This window comes from Thermobacillus sp. (genome assembly GCF_003390775.1).
GTDB classification, from domain to species: domain Bacteria; phylum Bacillota; class Bacilli; order Paenibacillales; family Paenibacillaceae; genus Thermobacillus; species Thermobacillus xylanilyticus.
On sequence record NZ_QEWA01000021.1, the window covers coordinates 33,627 to 50,874 of the forward strand.

The window sequence follows — 17,248 nt, forward strand, 5'->3', positions numbered from 1 at the left end:
ATGAACACGAGAAACAAGAAATGGATGTCCATGGTCATCATGCTGGTGCTTGCGCTGGTGCTGGCTGCCTGCGGCGGCGGCAACAACAACGCGGGCAATACCGGAAGCAATGCAGGCGGCGAAACTTCGTCGAACGGCCAAAACAGCGGCAACGCCGGCGGCAACTCCGGCGACGCGGGCGCGGAAGAGCCGCAGATCGAAGAAGGCGCGCAGCTCCTCGTATGGGACAACAGCGACGCCGAATTTGAATGGGCGCAATATGTGGCGGAAGAATTTACGAAGCAGTACGGCATCCCGGTAACGGTCGAGAACGTCAACCATACGGACGCGCCCGGCAAGCTGCAGACGGACGGACCTGCCGGCCTCGGCGCAGACGTCTTCCTCGCGCCGCACGACCATACGGGGAACATGGCGTCAGCCGGTCTCATCCTGGAGAACTTCTACAGCGACGAAATCATGAACGAGCACATCGACGCAGCCATCACCGGCGGTTCCTTCGAAGGCAAACTGTACGGATATCCGATTGCGGTTGAAACGTACGGGCTGTTCTACAACAAAGATCTGGCGGAAAAAGCGCCGGAAACGTGGGAAGAACTGTTCGAGATGGCGAAGGCGTTCAACGATTCGGCGAACCAGAAATACGGCTTCATGTATGAAGTCGGCAACTTCTACTATGACTTCTCGTTCATCGGCGGCTACGGCGGCTATGTGTTCGGCTCGGACAATACGGACCCGAACGATCTCGGCCTGAACTCGGAAGCCGCGGTGAAAGCGGCGCAATTCGTCAAGCGGATCCATGACGAGATTCTGCCGATCAAGAAAGAAGACATCACCTACGACATCAAGGATTCGCTGTTCAAGGAAGGCAAGCTGATGTTCAACATGAACGGTCCGTGGGCCGCCGCAGGCTATCGCGACGCCGGCGTAAACTTCGGGGTCGCGCCGCTGCCGAAGCTGGACAACGGCGAGCGTCCGACGAGCTTCTCGGGCATCAAGTCCTACTATGTCAATGCTTACACGAAGTATCCGGAAGCGGCTTCGCTGTACGCGAAATTCGCCGCCAGCAAGGAAATGCAGCTCAAGCGCTTCGAGATCACCGGCCAGGTGCCGACCCTTAAAAGCCTGTCCGACGATCCGACGATCAAGAGCGATCCGGTCGTATCCGGCATTCTGGAGCAGGCGCAATACGCCATCCCGATGCCGAACATTCCGGAAATGCAGACGGTCTGGGGTCCGATGGCATCCGCCTTCTCGCTCATCTGGAACGAGAACATCGATCCGCAGCAAGCGCTTGACGACGCGAAGAAGCAGATCGAAGACGCCATCAAACTGATGCAATAAGCGGCTGCCTGACCGAACGGGCGGAACCCGTGTCCGATGCGCGTGCTCGGGCACGGCTTCCTTTTTCATTAATTGTACAGGATGGTGGTTCTTCTGAACGGCAAGGTACACGCGCGTGCCGGCGCGCTGCTGTCGCTGCTCTTCATGGGCCTCGGACAGATCTACAACCGGCAGTTCGTGAAAGGACTGCTGTACGCGCTGCTGGAGCTTTATGTGCTGATCTTCTGGTCGAAGCCGTTCGTCGAAGGGATGCGCGGGCTGATCACATTGGGCGACAAGGTGCAGCAGCGAAGCGCCCGCGGCACGATCATCGAACAGGGCGATCACTCGATCATCCTGATGATTACGGGGATCATTTTCGCCCTGCTGTTTCTCCTGTTCATTGCGGTCTACGCGCTCAACATCCGCGATGCGTACAAGGTCGGCGCGATGCGGGACAAAGGGGAGAAACCCCGCAATTTCGCGGCGTCGATCGCGCATGCCTGGGAGCAGGGCTTTGCCTATATCCTGCTGACGCCGTCTTTCGTGTTCGCGCTCTTCACGATCGTGCTGCCGCTTATCTTCGGCATTCTGATCGCGTTCACGAACTATTCCGGTCCGAACCACCTGCCCCCGAAAAATCTGGTCGACTGGGTCGGCTTCGAGACATTCACCAGCCTGATCCAGTTCCGGGCGTGGAGCAACACCTTCGTCGGCGTACTGACCTGGACGGTCATCTGGGCGCTGCTGTCGACGTTCACCACGTACTTCGCCGGACTGTTCTACGCGCTTCTGCTCAATCACCGGGTGGTCAAGTTCAAGAAGTTCTGGCGCACCCTGCTCATTCTGCCCTGGGCGGTGCCGGGCGTCATCTCGCTGCTCATCTTCCGCAACATGTTCAACGGCGAGTTCGGCCCGATCAACCAGTATCTGAAAATGATCGGTCTGCAGGCGATTCCGTGGTTCTCCGACCCGTTCTGGGCAAAATTCGCGATCGTCGTCGTCAACATCTGGTTCGGCTTCCCGTATTGGATGGCGCTCATGTCCGGTGTGCTGACGAACATCGACAAGGAGCTGTACGAAGCGGCCGAGATCGACGGTGCGGGCGGATTCCAGCGGTTCCGGAGCATCACGCTGCCGCTCATCCTGTTCTCGACGGCGCCGCTGCTCATCATGAGCTTCGCGCACAACTTCAACAACTTCAATATGATCTACCTGTTCACGTCGGGCGGACCCGCCAATCCGTCCTACAGCTACGCGGGCTCGACCGATATTCTGATCTCGTGGATCTACAAGCTGACGCTCGAGCAGAACAAGTTCAACATGGCGTCGGTCGTATCGATCTTCATCTTCATTGTCGTCGCCGGGTTCTCGATCTGGAATTTCCGCAGGACGAGGGCGTTCAAAGAGGAGGACATGGTGGCATGATGAAGAGGAAGGGAAAGGAAGGGATCGAAGATGCAAACGAGCACAAGGCCGGGTGACAAGCTTGCGGCATGGGTCATCTACCTGATCCTGATTGTAACAGCCATCGCTGTCATTTATCCGCTCTATTGGGTGGTCCTCGGCGCGCTGAACCCCGGTTCGTCGCTGTTCCGCACCTCGGTCTTGCCAACGGGGCTGACGCTGGACCACTTCCGCGAACTGTTCAATGAGACGGATTATCTGCTCTGGTACCGCAACACGCTTTTTGTCGCCGTCATGAACATGATTCTGTCCACGGTGCTCGTCGTTACGGCGGCTTATGCGTTCTCGCAGTTCCGTTTTCCCGGCAGAAAGCAGACACTGATGGCGATGCTCGTGCTCCAGATGTTCCCGAGCTTCATGGGCATGATCGCGATCTACATTCTGCTCTTGCAGATCAATCTGCTGGACAATCTGTGGGGCCTCATCCTCGTCTACGCGGGCGGGTCGATTCCGTTCGGCGCCTGGCTGGTGAAAGGCTATTTCGACGCGCAGCCGAGAAGCTTGGTGGAAGCGGCGAAAATCGACGGCGCATCGAACTTCACCATATTCTTCGGAGTCATGATGCCGCTGTCGGTACCGATCGTCACGTTCGTCGCGGTCAACAATTTCATCGGACCGTGGATGGACTTTATTTTCGCCCGGCTCGTGCTGCGTTCCAGCGACAAATATACGCTGGCGATCGGACTGTTCAACATGGTGACCGGCCGGTCCAACACCGACTTCACGAAGTTCGCGGCGGGCGCGCTGCTCGTCTCGATTCCGATTGCGCTGCTGTTCCTGTTCCTGCAGCGATATATTATTGAAGGTTTGAAAGCGGGAGCCAACAAAGGATGAGGAAATTCCGACTGTTCGCCATCGTGTTCGCCGTTGTCGTCATCCTTTTCTCGAGCGCGGTGCTCTGGATCGGGATGCGGCAGCAGCAGCTGGACCAGGCGCGGATGAAGGAGGCGCGGGACCGGGATTCGAACGTGTTCTACGAGATCTTCGTCCGCGCCTATCACGACAGTGACGGCGACGGCAAGGGCGATCTGAACGGCATTACCGCCAAGCTGGACGATCTGCAGGAGATGGGCATCAGCGGCATCTGGATGACGCCGATCCACCCGTCGCCGAGCTATCACGGCTATGATGTGACGGATTACTACGCGATCCATCCGGATTTCGGCACGATGGAAGATTTCGAGCGGTTGATCGAGGAAGCGCACAAGCGGAACATCCGGATCATCATGGACCTCGTCGTCAACCATACGAGCAGCAAGCATCCATGGTTCGTCGAAGCGAAGTCGAGCGAGAACAGTCCGAAGCGCGACTGGTATGTCTGGGCGGACGAAGAGACGAACGTGAACGCGGTCAGCGCCATCGGCGGCAAGGCATGGCATCCGGTCAGCACCGGCCGCTACCTGGGCATCTTCTGGGACGGCATGCCGGATCTGAATCTGGACAATCCGGAAGTGCGCGCGGAATTCATCCATATTGCCCGCTTCTGGCTGGACAAAGGGGTGGACGGATTCCGCCTCGATGCCGCGAAACATGTGTACGAGGACCTGCAGGGCGACAACAAGCGGACGGAAGTGGCGGAAAAGAATGTCGCGTGGTGGCGGGAATTCCGCGCCGGTCTGGAGGAAGTGAAGCCGGATGTGTATCTCGTCGGCGAGGTGTGGGACGCGCCTTCCGTCATCGGTCCTTATCTGGACGGCGCGCTCGATTCCGGCTTCAACTTCGATCTGGCTGGACGGCTGATCCAACTTGCGAAATCCGAGAACGCGACGGATATCGCCGCGAGCATCCGCCGTGTCCACGACTACTACGCCGAAGTGTCGGGCGGCAAGTTCATCGACGCGACGTTCCTGTCGAACCACGATCAGAACCGCGTCATGAGCCAGCTCGAAGGCAATGTCGACCACGCGAAGACGGCCGCGGCCTTGCTGCTCACGCTTCCCGGCCGGGCGTTCATTTACTACGGCGAGGAAATCGGGATGCAGGGCGTGAAGCCGGACGAGAATCTCCGCCGGCCGATGGACTGGGACGAAGTCGAGCGGCAACATAACGATCCGGACTCGCTGCTCAATCATTACCGGCGGCTGATCCAGTGGCGGAAGCTGGAGCCGGCGCTGGCGTTCGGCACGGTCGAGTCGTACGCGACCGGGAACAAGTGCGTCGTCTCGTTCATTCGCGAGCATGAGGGCGAGCGGCTGCTCGTGCTGCACAATCTGTCCGGAGAACCGCAGAAGGTCGGACTCGAGTCGAAGGCGGGCATCGAGGCGGCTGCTTTGGCCGTGACGCTGGCGTCCGCACCGGGGATCCAATACGACGGCGGCGAAGTGACGCTGCCGGCGTACAGCACGGCGGTGCTCAAAGCGAAATAAGCGTTGGTTCGTGAAGACGAGGACGTCCGGGAGCGGGCGTCTTCGTTTTTTGCGCCGGTCGTTCATGCTCTCTGTTGTGCAAGCCTTGCCCGGAGCGGTTTTGACAGCCCGCCGTCCGGCTTCATGCCGGTTGTCAATGAGAACCGTTATCACTTATAATAGTAAAATCGACTGTCAGAGGAGAGAACCTGCCAGCATGACCACCCATCCCTTCGCAACGGAATCGAGCAGACGACGACGCGCTGTCCTGGTGATGACGGCAGCCCTAATCCTGATTGCGGCCGTATGCGTCATCAGCATCAACACCGGCCATATCCGGCTGTCGCCGGCGGTCGTGGCGAAGACGCTGTTCGGCCTGGGGACCGACCGGGAAGAACTGATTCTGTTCGAATTTCGGCTGCCGCGCATTGTCATCTCGATTCTGGTCGGCGCCGCGCTTGCCGTATCGGGCTGCATCCTGCAGGGCATTACCCGCAACGCGTTGGCCGATCCGGGCATTCTCGGCATCAATGCCGGGGCGGGTCTGATGGTGATGTTCTTCGTGGCGTACGGTTCGACGTCGACGTTATCGACGCTGTTCATGCTCCCGGTGTTCGCCCTCCTCGGTGCCGGTGGGGCGGCGGCGCTCATCTTCGCCCTTGCGTACCGCCGTCACGACGGCGTGTCGCCGACCGGTCTCGTGCTGACCGGGATCGCGGTGGCGCTCGGACTGAACGCGGCTATCATCGTGCTGACGCTCAGGCTCAGCCCGGAGCAATATCAGTTCGCCGCTACTTGGATGGCGGGCACGATCTGGGGAACGAACTGGAAGTTCGTGCTGGCGATGCTGCCATGGGTCGCGGTGCTGCTGCCGTACGCGCTGCTCAAGGCGAGGACGCTGAACGTGATGAATCTCGGCGAGCAGACGTCGGCCGGGCTCGGGGTTCCGGTGCAGCGGGAGCGTTTCAAGCTGCTCGCCGTTGCCGTCGGCCTCGCCGGCTCGTCGGTCGCCGTCGCCGGCGGCATCGCCTTCGTCGGCCTCATCGGGCCGCATCTCGCCCGACGGCTCGTCGGGCCGCAGCACCATTACCTGCTTCCGGCATCCGCGCTGCTCGGCGGCCTGCTGCTCGTGACCGCCGACACGGTCAGCCGGCTGCTCGCGCATCCGACCGAGATCCCGACCGGCATCGTCGTCGCTGTCATCGGCGCGCCGTATTTCATTTATTTGCTGATGAAGACGAGAGATTGATATCGAATCCGCCCGCCGGGGCGGTTTTTTGCCGCTGACGGAATGCTTGCGGCTTAAGGTATCAGGTGGTAAATCTGGATCTCGGCGACCACACCCTCCTGAACCTCGAATTGCAAATGGTTATAGCCCTCATCCGTTATCCAGTAGGCTGCATTGCGGGGATCGGTTCTTCCGTCAGGAGCCATCTCAATAGCCGGATAGGCGTTTTTCAATTCTTCCAATGTGCTTCCGACTCCGATGCCCCGCGGTGTCAGGTACCCCTTCCCGGAAACCTTCATGGACATGATCCAGAACGTCTCGCCGTTCTGCTTCGGTGAGAACAGTTCAAGATGAAGCCCGTCGTAGTCCAATCTTTTGACAAATGACCCCGTGAGGGTGTCGGCATTTTCGAGCACTTCCACGGACTGCGCTGCAGGGGGGCCAAGCACGTCTTCGAGATTCACTTCGTGATCCCATGCATGAAGCGCAATGATGGAATCGTTGACCTTAATGGAGAAGTCGTTGAGCGAGATGCCGTCGGTCGTTGATTCGGTTGCATCATCGTCTTCCAATGAATCGTCAGCCGGTTCCGATTGACCGTCCGGTTCAGATTCGCCGGCCAAGAAAGGAGCGAGCAGCTCGACCAACCGGCCTGCGATGTCCTCCGGCAACGTGTAAATGGTCTCCGTGTTCGTCACGTACATGATCGCTCCCGCGGTTCCCTCCGGATGCAGCCACATATGCAAGCCTTCTGTGTGCCCGTTCGCGTAAACCATCTCCACATCATATTCCGGTTGCGCCACATCAACAATGCCCGGCTGCTTCTCCGCCTTTGAAACGGCCAGCTTGAACAGTTTAAGTGTCGGTCTGTCCTCGAATACCGCGAAAAAATCCGGATTGACTTTCCCGAAACCGGTTGACAAGGATACACCGACTTTTGTTATGGTTGGATTAAACAGGTAGTAGGCGCCATGGTACACAAAGGGTACGAGCACGAACAGCAGCAGGAGAGGCAGAATCTTTTTCAATCCCCCGGACCTCCAGAAATAGAATCGATTCTTTTATTTAGACGTGAACATCCATTGAATGGTTGCGTCCAAAAGCCGACGATTCCCCTGACCGGGAATGACGGCATCCCGATTCATGATGAACCGGAACTGGAGAAATGGATATGAAATTGCGAAAAAGGTACGTGCTCATCGCAGCCGCCATTGTTGTCATTCTGCTCTGGATGGCCAGCTTCTTCTCTCCCGAAGGGGCAATCCGAAGATACATGGTGCTTCATCTTCACCCGATCAGCGCCTTCACGTCGAAAATTACAGACATGGAGCGGTATGATCTGCAATACGGGCATCTTTACGACGTTTCCGGCTACGAGGATCGGATGACCCGCGATGAGTTAAGTGTATTCTATGTAAAAAAGAAGGGGCCGTTCTGGTATGTCGGCAGCGTCGGCTCGGCTCCATAAATGCAGATCTGATTCACGAGTTGGAGGGAGTCTGTGGTGCGGTTCGCGAGGAATGTTTTGGCGATGAGAAAAGTTCGATTGGTGTTGTCCCTGGCCTTGATCGCATGTCTGACGTTTTCGACGCTGCCCTCCGCGCAGGCGGAAGCCGGCCGGACCGTGAATATTCAAGTCAAATCCAGGTTCGTTTCAGAGTTTCCGGATATCAAGCAAGAGGGGATCATCGAGAACGGCCGAGCCTACCTGCCGCTCCGACATCTTGCCGCCATCTTGCAGCTGAAGGTGCATTGGGACGAGAAGCGGAAAACCGCGACCTTCATTCAGCCTGGCCGGGAGCTGGTGCTTTCCACCCGGACGAACACGGCCTGGCTCAACGGTCAAGCCCGCACGCTGGATACGCCTCTCAAGATTCACAATCAGCGCCGCTATGTTCCCGTCCGCTTCGTTGCGGAGTGGTTTGACGGCGAGGCCGTGTGGGACGAGCAAACAAGAACCGTCGTGATCAAGGACAATTCGCCTTTTATCTCCGCATTGGTCGATCAGGAAATGTACTGGTTCGATCATTTGAAGGGCGAACTATACCGCAGCATTGGAGGCCAGACGCCGGTCAAGCTTGGCAGCTTCAAAGTCCTCGCCGGAAGCGGGACGGAGCCGACTTTCAGTTCGATAAAAGCTGAAAAAATGAGCGGTTCGAATCGATGGTTGTCTATCCATCTGGTTGTCCACGGGTTCACCGGCATTTATGTTGTGCACGGGGTGTTTCTGAAGGACGGGCAGGTATTGCATCACGCTGAACTGGAGTACAGCGGAATATACTCGTTGGTGCATATGAGCCGGTACGATCGGTATGCTGTGTTGTCTGACGGCATTCAGGTTCAAATCGTCGATGCCGAAGGAGAAATCGTGAAAGAACTCGACCTTCAGGCATTGACCGGCGTGGACGACCGACTGATGATTGAGAAAGTGACGGATCGGTACATGCTGGTGAGGCCTTTCCAGACGCCGTATCTGATTCTTGTTGACCTGATCAAGCAGGAAGGTGTCAAGCTGTACCAGCAATTCTATTCCGAAGAAGATCAGCTTGCGAGCGAAAACGTGGGCTACAACAGCTATGAGTTTCTCCACTACTTCGATTTGCACCTGGAAAAAGAAGAAAGCAACACGTTGTATTTTACGAGCAGATCCATCGAAACCGGCGAAATTCAGACTTATACGTACACGATTGGCAAGTAATATCGATTCTTGCAGTCCGCCCTGGACGGCATGTTGCCGGGGCGGATTTTCGTCTGCATGTGCACACCAAGCGGTTGTTTGCAGGTTAGCATGCCTGACCCGTCCGCGTCCCCCTTCGGATGCCGAACACCGCCATGGCGACAACCGGCAGACACGCCGCGAGCACGAAGATCCACTGCATCTCAAGCGCTTCCAGCGCCAGCCCCCAGCCGGCCGCGCCGACCCCGATGCCGAAATCGAGCGCAACGTAGAAGGTGGCGTTCGCCTTGCCGCGGTTCGCCGGGTCCGCGTTCGTCACGGCCATCGCATTGAGCTGCGGCACCAGGCAGCCGTTCGCGAAGCCGAACAGGGCGGCCCAGCCCAGCAGCTCCCACAGCGAGCGGGAGAAGCCGATGCCGGCGAGCGCGATGATCAGAAGGATCAGGTTCACGATGACGATCGCATTCGGACCCGACCGCGCCGACCACCGGCCGACGATGAAGCGGGACAAAGCCAGCGCCGCGGCCTGGACGAAATAGAACAACCCGATGCCTTCGATGTTCCGGCTGATCGCGAAAGTCGGGAGGAAGACCGTGACCGAGCTGGTCGAAAGCGAGACGAACAGGACGACGGCCGACGGGCGGACGGCCCGGGGTTCCAGCATCATCCACCGCGGCTTCGCCGCACCCGGCGCATCGGCGGCCGGACGGCCGTCTCCGGCTGCCGACCCGTCGCTGCGCCTGCGCTTGTCGGAATCGATTCCGGCCCCGATGACAAGCGCGATCAGCGCCACGGCCCCGGTCGCACTGTAGAGTACGGTGAAGCTGAACGTATCGAGAAGGGACAAGGCGGCGGTCGGCGCGACGGCGATGGCCAGCGTGCCGAACAGGCCGAAGTAGCCGAGACCTTCCGTCATCCGGCGTTCCGGCAAGACGTCGGAAGCGATCGTGCTGGACGCGGTCGAACTGGCCGAGAACGAAATGCCGTGCAGAATGCGGAGCAAGATCAGCGCCGGTATGAACGCGACAAAGCCGTACAGGAAGGTCGAGATCATGTAGACGGCCGTTCCGATGAGGAAAATGGGCTTCCGACCGTACGCATCAAGCGAGACGCCGATGAACGGGCGGGTCAGGAGGGCGGCCAGCGTGAAGAAAGTCATCGACAGGCCGGCGAGCGCATGGCTGCTGCCCAGATGATAGAAAAAGAGCGGCATCGTCACGATCTGCACCTGCGTGCAGGTCCGAACGAGCGTGGTTGCGGCGGTCACTTTCACAAAATCAGCGGTCCAGATCCGATCCGCCGGCGCGCGGCGGGCGGAAGCGGGGGAGCCGGCGGTCGGCATGCAGTCGTCCTCCCGGGAATTCATTCACGCGGTTTACTAAATCGTTTTAGCTATTCCAAGAGTATCGTAAGGAAATCTAGCTTCCATGTCAACCAAATGGATTGACAGCTTATGGTGCAAGCGCTATCATATTTTAAGCTAAAACGACATAGCCAGGATTGGAGGGTTACCATGATCAAAAAGGCCAGCGTCACCGTTCATCCGTCGTACAAGATCGGCGTTGTGGACAAGCGGTTGTTCGGCGCGTTTTTGGAGCCGATCGGGAACTGGGTCTACGGCGGCATCTACAATCCCCATCATCCGACCGCCGACGACATGGGGTTCCGCAGAGACATCTTGGACGCCGTCCGGGAGTTCGACCTTCCCGCGCTTCGTTTTCCCGGCGGCAACTGGGTATCGGGCTGGGATTGGAAAGGGTCCATCGGACCGCTCGAGCAGCGCCGGGCGCAACTCGATCTGGCGTGGTTCCAGATTGAGCCGAACATCATCGGCCACAACGAATATCTGGAATGGACCCGGCGCGCGGGCACGGAGCCGATGTACACGATCAATCTCGGCACGGAAGGCATCAAGAGCGCCGCGCAGCTCGTCGAGTACTCGGTTCATCCCGGCGGCACCTGCTGGTCGGAGCTGCGGCGGAAGCACGGCCATCCCGATCCCTGGCCGATCAAGACGTGGTACCTCGGCAACGAAATGGACGGTCATTGGCAGATCGGCTCCTGGGAGAAAGATCCCGTGGGCTTCGGCATCCGCACCCACGAGATTTCCAAGGTGATCAAGTGGATCGACAACAAGGCGGAGACGGTTTTTGCGGGCACTTCGGACCATCACAAACATTTTCCCGAATGGGAGATGGCGGCTCTCGAGCAATGCTACGAATCGGTCGATTACGTGTCGCTGCACCATTACCACTCCGTGCCGGAGGGCGATATCGCGAACCTGCTCAACATTTCGTCCGTCTTCGAGGACTACATCCGGACGACCATCGCCATCTGCGACTACATCCAGACCAAGATCCGCACGCCCAAGAAAATGTACATTTCTTTCGACGAATACGGCGCCCATTTCGGCAGACAGGTCGAGGTGCCCTTCGGCCGCAGGGGATGGCATGACGTCTCGAAGAGCTACTTCCAGTTCGCGCCGCGCGAGAACGTCTTCAAGAATCCGCTGGATTGGCTGAACGGGGAGGAGGCCGGAAACACGGCACGGTTCCACAACCATCAGATGCTTACCGCCCTCGCGATGTCGTCGGTGCTGCTCACGTTCCTGCGCCATGCGGACCGGATCAAGATCGCCTGCATGACCGGCGGGCTGCGGAACGCGATCGCGTTTGACAGCAAGCACGTATGGAAGAACGCAACCTATTACCCCTTTTATCAATTGAACCGGCTGGCCCGCGGCGGCATGTCGATCCTGCCCGTCGTCGACGGCCCGACGTTCAATACGGAGCAGTTCGCGCTGTCCGGATCGAACCAATGCCACGCTTACGAGAACGTGCAGGCGATTGAAGCAGCCGCCGTTCACCATGAGGAGAAGGGCGAAGCCGTCGTCTTCCTGATCAACCGTTCGGTCGAGCACGATATCGCGGTCGAGCTGGATGTGAGAGGATTCGAGGGGTACAGGCTCGTCGAGCATCTCGAAATGTACACGGACGATCTGACAAAAGGGAACAGCCACGACCAGCCGGATGCAATCATCCCGAGACCGAACGCCGGTACCCGAATGGACGGCGGGAAGGTGACGGCGCTCACGAAAAAGTTGTCGTGGAACGTGATCCGCCTGGCCAAATCCTGACGACATTCTTGACATCTCGCATGCCATTCCTTATAAAAGGGGTAACACGAATGGAATGGGACGGATGGGGATGTCGACGATCAAAGAAATTGCCGAGCGGACGAAGCTTTCGGTCGGCACCGTATCCATCGTGCTGAATGGCCGCGGCGATGAGATGCGGATTTCGAAGAAGACGCAGCAGCGGGTGTTGGAAGCCGCGCAGGGGCTCGGCTATCTGCCCAATATTTCGGCCAGGCGGCTCCGGCAATCGGGCACGCGCAACATTCCGGCCATCGCCACGTTCTGGCCTTCCGATCTGGCTCCGGAACTGCTCGGCCGGTTCTTCACGGGCGCGCAGAGCCCGATTCTGGAGCAGGAATATGCGTTCGAAATGTCGATCCAGCCTTACAAGCGCGGCCATGTCGAGAAGATCAAAGAGATGTGCGACAGCGGCATGTACCACGGCGCGATCATTACGGGCGTCTCCGCGGAGGAACAGCGCTACCTGGAAAGCAACCGGTGCAACGTGCCGACCGTGCTGTTCAACCGCGAGAGCAGCGTCTACAGCTGCGTCTACGTCGACTCCTACGAGATCGGCCGCAAGGTGGCGGAATTGTTCGCGAACCGCGGCCACAAGAAAGTCGGCACGATCGTCCCTGAACATCTGGTGAATGCGGAGAACAATCTGCGCTACCGGGGATTCGTCGAGTCGTGCGGCAGGTACGGGCTGGAAATCGAGGATCGGCACATTCAGGTCGCCCCGATGTCGATGGAAGGCGGCAACAGCGCCGCCCGGCGGATCGTGGAAGGGGGAGGCAGGGTGCCGACGGCCATGTTCTTCCCGATCGGCATCATGGCGGTTGCCGCCCTGCCCGTCTTCCATCGCGCCTCCATCCGCATTCCGGATGATCTGGAGATCGTGACCTACGGCGATCACGAGGCCGAGAAGTACAGCGTCCCGTCGCTGTCGACGGTCAAACTGCCGGTGGAAGAAATGGCGGCGGCCTGCATCCGGCTCGTCATGGGATTGATCCAGGATCCCGGGGTAGGCCCGAAATCGGTCGTGTTCGAGACGCCGTTCATCTTCCGCGAGTCGTGCGGCGGATTTATCCGGGAACTGTAACCCCGCATTCGCCTGTTCGCCTGCTCGTCACCACCCGTTCGAATCGAACCGCATATCCGCATCCGATCCGTATCGCAAGCCGGCTCCCCGAGCCGGCTTTTTTCGTTGCCGCTGAGCCTGAACGCGGCGCCTAGGCGGTTTTGTACGGAAAGCGGACCATAACCCTCAGGCCGCCCGTATCAACGGATTCGAAGTCGATGGATGCCTGCCGTTCGCCGAACATCAGGCTGAGCCGGCGGTACACGTTCCAGATGCCCAGATGACGGCTCTCGCCGGCAGCACGGGACACATCCGAGACGTTCTGGCGCAGTGCAGCCAGCTTCGCGGGCTCCACGCCGATGCCGTTGTCTTCCAGCGTGACGACGACAAGCTTGCCGCCGTCCGCCGTTTGTTCGGTGCCGCACGTGATCAGGATGCGGAAGGACTTCGTTTTCTTCTGATAGCCGTGGATGATCGAGTTTTCCACGAACGGCTGGAGGGTAAGCGGCGGCACGGACGCGCTGCCGAGTTCGGGAGGCATGGAGATGTCGAACGACAGAATGTCCGGATAGCGATACTGCTGGATCGTGAGGTAGTCCCGGATATGGTCCAGTTCTTCCTTCAAGGTCAGCACCGTCCTGCTGCTCGCCGTCACATAGCGGAAATAGCGCGCGAGGAGCTGGGTCATGTGCTGCACGGACTCCTGATCCCCGAGCTGAGCCAGACCGCTGATCAAATTCAGGCTGTTGCTGTAGAAATGCGGATTGATCTGCATTTGCAACTGTTTCATCTCCGCGAGCTGCACGCGCAGCTGCTCCTCGTACACCGACACTTTGAGCGTTTTGATCTCTTCGGCCATATTGTTGAACGCGAAGTTCATGTAATTGAACTCGTTGGATGCGTTGAGCTCGATGCGCGTATCGAGATCGCCGTGCGAGATGCGCTGCATGCCGCGGATGAGCGTGCGCATCGGCGTCAGCAATACGCGCCGAATGAAGGCAATGTAGAAGACCACGATGATGAAAATGACGGCCGGCATCCAATAGATGACCTTCTGGAAGAAAGAGAGATTCTGCAGGACATCGGTGGAAGGGATCAGGATGACGTACCGGAGTCCCTGGTGCTCGGAATATCGGGACAACAGAAAATATTGCGGATTGGATCCGTTGTGTTCGGCGCGGTCGTTCAAGATCTGCCCGACGCGTTCCGGCGGAAGGCCGTGCGACACGAGCACCTCCCCGTCTGCGGACAGGATCGCCGAATGAACCGCGCCGAGCGATTCGAGGAGGCGGTTGAGGTTGATCCAGGCGCCCAGATAGATGTCCGGAAAATCGCGGTAGATCCGAATCAGATACAGTTCGCCGTCGATCGACACGAAATCCGAAAGGAATGTGCCGTACGCGATCCGCGAAGATTTCGCGACATCGTCCATCAAATTTCGCGCAGCCATGTACTTCCGGTCGTAGCCGGATCGGTTCGTTGTGAGCAACAGCGTCGAATGCTGCGGCGAAAAGTAGGTGAACGAGTCGACGTCGGGCATGAAGTTCAGCATGTAGGTGAATTTGGTGTTGGTCCGCACCTTGATCAGCGTGTTTCGCGTCTCTTCCCGGAACGGGTAGTCGATGGCGGTCGTGTCCAGTTCCTTGTGCAGAAAATTGGCCAGGTACTTCTCCGCTCCCATGAACAGCTCATCCGTCTTGTTGATGAAGTTGGCCAGCGTCTTCTCGTAGGAGTCGGTGACCTGCGTCCTGACGATGTTCCGCGCATAGGTGTTGACGTAGATCAGAAAGGCCACCAGCGGAGCGATGACCAGGATGAAGAGTAGGACGAATTTCGTCTGGATTGAATTCAGAAACTTCATCCTCCATCTGCGCTTCGCCATTCGGCTTCCCTCCTTGAACGTATTATGATCCGCAGGTCCCGGGCTTGTCCATACCCGGCCGGCTCCCGGAGCGCGAGATGTCAACGAATTGCTATGACAGGTTGAGAGAGTGTTAGCGAGGATCCGCGCGGGCGGGATATACTCGACACATCTTGATGCGAAGCGGGTGAATGGCTTGGCGTACGGACAATCAACCAAATGGAGAAAACTGCTGAAGTTTTGGCCGCTCTACCTCATGATGCTCCCGACGATCGTTCTCCTGCTCATCAACAACTATCTGCCCATTGCGGGGCTCATCATCGCGTTCAAAAACGTGAACTATGTCGACGGCGTATTCGGCAGTCCCTGGAACGGATTGAACAACTTCAAGTTCCTGTTCTCGACCCGGGACGCCTGGATCATCTCGCGCAACACGCTGCTGTACAACGCGGTGTTCATCGCGTCCAACATCATCGTCGCCCTTATCTTCGCGCTGATGCTGAACGAACTCAGAAGCCGATGGCTGCCGAAATTCTACCAGGCTTCGATGTTCTTCCCGTTCTTCCTGTCCATGGTGGTGGTCAGCTATCTCGTGTTCGCCTTCCTGAGCAAGGGGAACGGGTTCGTCAACAACAACCTGCTGCCGCTCTTCGGCATGGAACCGATCAGCTGGTATCAGGAGCCGAAATACTGGCCGTTCATTCTGCCGCTGATCAACATCTGGAAGAACGCCGGTTACTACACCGTCTTTTTCGTCGCCTCGATGGTCACGATCAGCCACGAGTACTACGAGGCGGCCGTCATCGACGGCGCGAGCAAATGGCAGCAGGCGATCCGCATCACGCTGCCGCAGCTGATGCCGCTCGTCACCGTGCTGACGCTGCTGCAGATCGGCAGAATCTTCTACGCCGACTTCGGGCTGTTCTACCAGGTGCCGCTCAACTCCGGCGCGATCTATTCGACCACGAATGTCATCGACACCTACGTCTACCGCGCCTTGCTCACATTGGGCGACTTCGGCATGTCCTCCGCGGCGGCGTTCTATCAATCCGTTGTCGGTTTCGTGCTCGTGTTCCTGTCGAACTACATCGTGCGCAAGCTGGACCGCGAGAACGCGCTCTTCTGACGCGCAGCCGCACGCTGGACTTGCCAGGGAAAGGAATGAGGAATTTTGCTGAAACGCGGTCTCAACTCGGTTCATCCGGCCACCGGCGTGTTGTTTCACATCATTTTCATCCTGTACACGATCCTGTGCATCGTACCGATCTTCCTCGTCGTGGCGGTGTCGTTCTCGGACGAACTGACGGTTGTCGCGAACGGATACCAGTTCATACCGGAGAAATTCAGCACCTACGCCTATGAATTTCTCTTCAAGGATTCAACCCAGATCTTGCGCTCCTACGGCGTAACGATCCTCGTCACGGCGACGGGCACGCTGCTCGGGGTGTCGATGATGGCGATGTACGCGTACCCGCTCTCGCGAAACGATCTGCCGTTCCGCGGTCCGCTGGCCTTCTTCGTCTTCTTCACGATGTTGTTCAACGGCGGTCTCGTTTCGTTCTATCTGGTCTATGTGCGGTTTCTCGGACTGAAGAACAGTTTGTGGGCGCTCATTCTTCCGCTGCTGGTCGCGCCGTTCTTCATCCTGGTCATGCGGACGTTCTTCAAGAACATCCCGTCGGAACTGATCGAGGCCGCCAAGATCGACGGCGCCGGCGAGTTCCGGATCGCGGGAACAGTCATCTTCCCGCTGTCCGTTCCGATTCTGGCGACCGTGGCGCTGTTCACAGTGCTCAACTACTGGAACGACTGGTTTATGAGCCTGCTGTTCATCTCGGACGACAAGAAAGTGTCGCTCCAGTATCTGATGTACAAGACAATGCTCAACATTCAATACCTGACGTCCAATACGCAGGCCGCACAGGGGATCGCGCAAGGCGGTTCGGCGGTCGAACTGCCGTCGGAGACGGTCCGGATGGCGATGTGCGTCGTCGGGATCGGACCGATCGTGTTCGCCTATCCGTTCTTCCAGCGGTATTTCGTCAAAGGACTCCTCATCGGCGCGATCAAAGGTTGAATCCGCGGCAGATTCCGGTTAATCACGGCTGCGAGGCCGGATTGACATAAAGTCGC

At 58.3% G+C, this 17,248-nt stretch carries 14 protein-coding genes; 11 read left to right on the forward strand and 3 right to left on the reverse strand.

Annotated features, from left to right (window positions below; genetic code table 11):
• The 5 genes from C6W55_RS01540 to C6W55_RS01560 all read left to right on the forward strand — a co-directional run bounded on the left by C6W55_RS01540 (position 1) and on the right by C6W55_RS01560 (position 6,381).
• On the forward strand, positions 1–1,341 hold the full coding sequence (locus C6W55_RS01540) for a sugar ABC transporter substrate-binding protein (RefSeq protein ID WP_286891074.1): 1,341 nt from the start codon (positions 1–3) through the stop codon (positions 1,339–1,341).
• An 81-nt stretch (positions 1,342–1,422) separates the two neighbouring features.
• Entirely contained in the window at positions 1,423–2,748 is a 1,326-nt protein-coding gene (locus C6W55_RS01545) for a sugar ABC transporter permease (RefSeq protein WP_286891075.1), read from the forward strand.
• Between the two features lie 30 nt (positions 2,749–2,778).
• The gene (locus C6W55_RS01550; RefSeq protein ID WP_286891076.1) at positions 2,779–3,621 is read left to right on the forward strand and encodes a sugar ABC transporter permease; all 843 of its coding nucleotides are present in this window, start codon (positions 2,779–2,781) and stop codon (positions 3,619–3,621) included.
• Complete coding sequence (locus C6W55_RS01555; protein ID WP_286891078.1) at positions 3,618–5,153, forward strand: alpha-amylase family glycosyl hydrolase; 1,536 nt, start codon at positions 3,618–3,620, stop codon at positions 5,151–5,153. Before C6W55_RS01550 ends, C6W55_RS01555 begins: the two co-directional genes overlap by 4 nt.
• Positions 5,154–5,349: 196 nt before the next feature.
• Positions 5,350–6,381: a FecCD family ABC transporter permease gene (locus C6W55_RS01560; protein WP_286891080.1), complete on the forward strand. Its 1,032-nt coding sequence runs from the start codon at positions 5,350–5,352 to the stop codon at positions 6,379–6,381.
• 53 nt (positions 6,382–6,434) lie between these two features.
• Here C6W55_RS01560 and C6W55_RS01565 read toward each other — a convergent pair whose 3' ends face one another.
• Entirely contained in the window at positions 6,435–7,388 is a 954-nt protein-coding gene (locus tag C6W55_RS01565) for a YhfM domain-containing protein (RefSeq protein WP_213485378.1), read from the reverse strand.
• 143 nt (positions 7,389–7,531) lie between these two features.
• Here C6W55_RS01565 and C6W55_RS01570 point away from each other — a divergent pair, with 143 nt between their 5' ends.
• Both C6W55_RS01570 and C6W55_RS01575 read left to right on the forward strand, forming a co-directional pair.
• Positions 7,532–7,828: a hypothetical protein gene (locus tag C6W55_RS01570; RefSeq protein ID WP_213485377.1), complete on the forward strand. Its 297-nt coding sequence runs from the start codon at positions 7,532–7,534 to the stop codon at positions 7,826–7,828.
• Positions 7,829–7,891: 63 nt separating this feature from the next.
• The gene (locus tag C6W55_RS01575) at positions 7,892–9,058 is read left to right on the forward strand and encodes a copper amine oxidase N-terminal domain-containing protein (protein WP_286891090.1); all 1,167 of its coding nucleotides are present in this window, start codon (positions 7,892–7,894) and stop codon (positions 9,056–9,058) included.
• Between the two features lie 85 nt (positions 9,059–9,143).
• On the opposite strand, the gene C6W55_RS01580 is transcribed toward C6W55_RS01575, so the two are convergent.
• Complete coding sequence (locus C6W55_RS01580; protein ID WP_213485373.1) at positions 9,144–10,379, reverse strand: MFS transporter; 1,236 nt, start codon at positions 10,377–10,379, stop codon at positions 9,144–9,146.
• Positions 10,380–10,550: 171 nt separating this feature from the next.
• Here C6W55_RS01580 and C6W55_RS01585 point away from each other — a divergent pair, with 171 nt between their 5' ends.
• Positions 10,551–12,173, forward strand: coding sequence for an alpha-L-arabinofuranosidase C-terminal domain-containing protein (locus C6W55_RS01585; protein ID WP_015254271.1), 1,623 nt, complete (start codon positions 10,551–10,553; stop codon positions 12,171–12,173).
• 70 nt (positions 12,174–12,243) lie between these two features.
• Complete coding sequence (locus C6W55_RS01590) at positions 12,244–13,275, forward strand: LacI family DNA-binding transcriptional regulator (protein ID WP_213485366.1); 1,032 nt, start codon at positions 12,244–12,246, stop codon at positions 13,273–13,275.
• 130 nt (positions 13,276–13,405) lie between these two features.
• Here C6W55_RS01590 and C6W55_RS01595 read toward each other — a convergent pair whose 3' ends face one another.
• Complete coding sequence (locus tag C6W55_RS01595; RefSeq protein WP_286891093.1) at positions 13,406–15,136, reverse strand: sensor histidine kinase; 1,731 nt, start codon at positions 15,134–15,136, stop codon at positions 13,406–13,408.
• 166 nt (positions 15,137–15,302) lie between these two features.
• Between C6W55_RS01595 and C6W55_RS01600 the strand changes: the two genes are divergently transcribed.
• Entirely contained in the window at positions 15,303–16,241 is a 939-nt protein-coding gene (locus C6W55_RS01600) for an ABC transporter permease (protein ID WP_353682004.1), read from the forward strand.
• Positions 16,242–16,286: 45 nt separating this feature from the next.
• Positions 16,287–17,192 carry a carbohydrate ABC transporter permease gene (locus C6W55_RS01605; protein WP_286891097.1) on the forward strand — a complete coding sequence of 302 codons (906 nt, stop codon included), beginning with the start codon at positions 16,287–16,289 and terminating at the stop codon, positions 17,190–17,192.
• Positions 17,193–17,248: the final 56 nt, after the last annotated feature.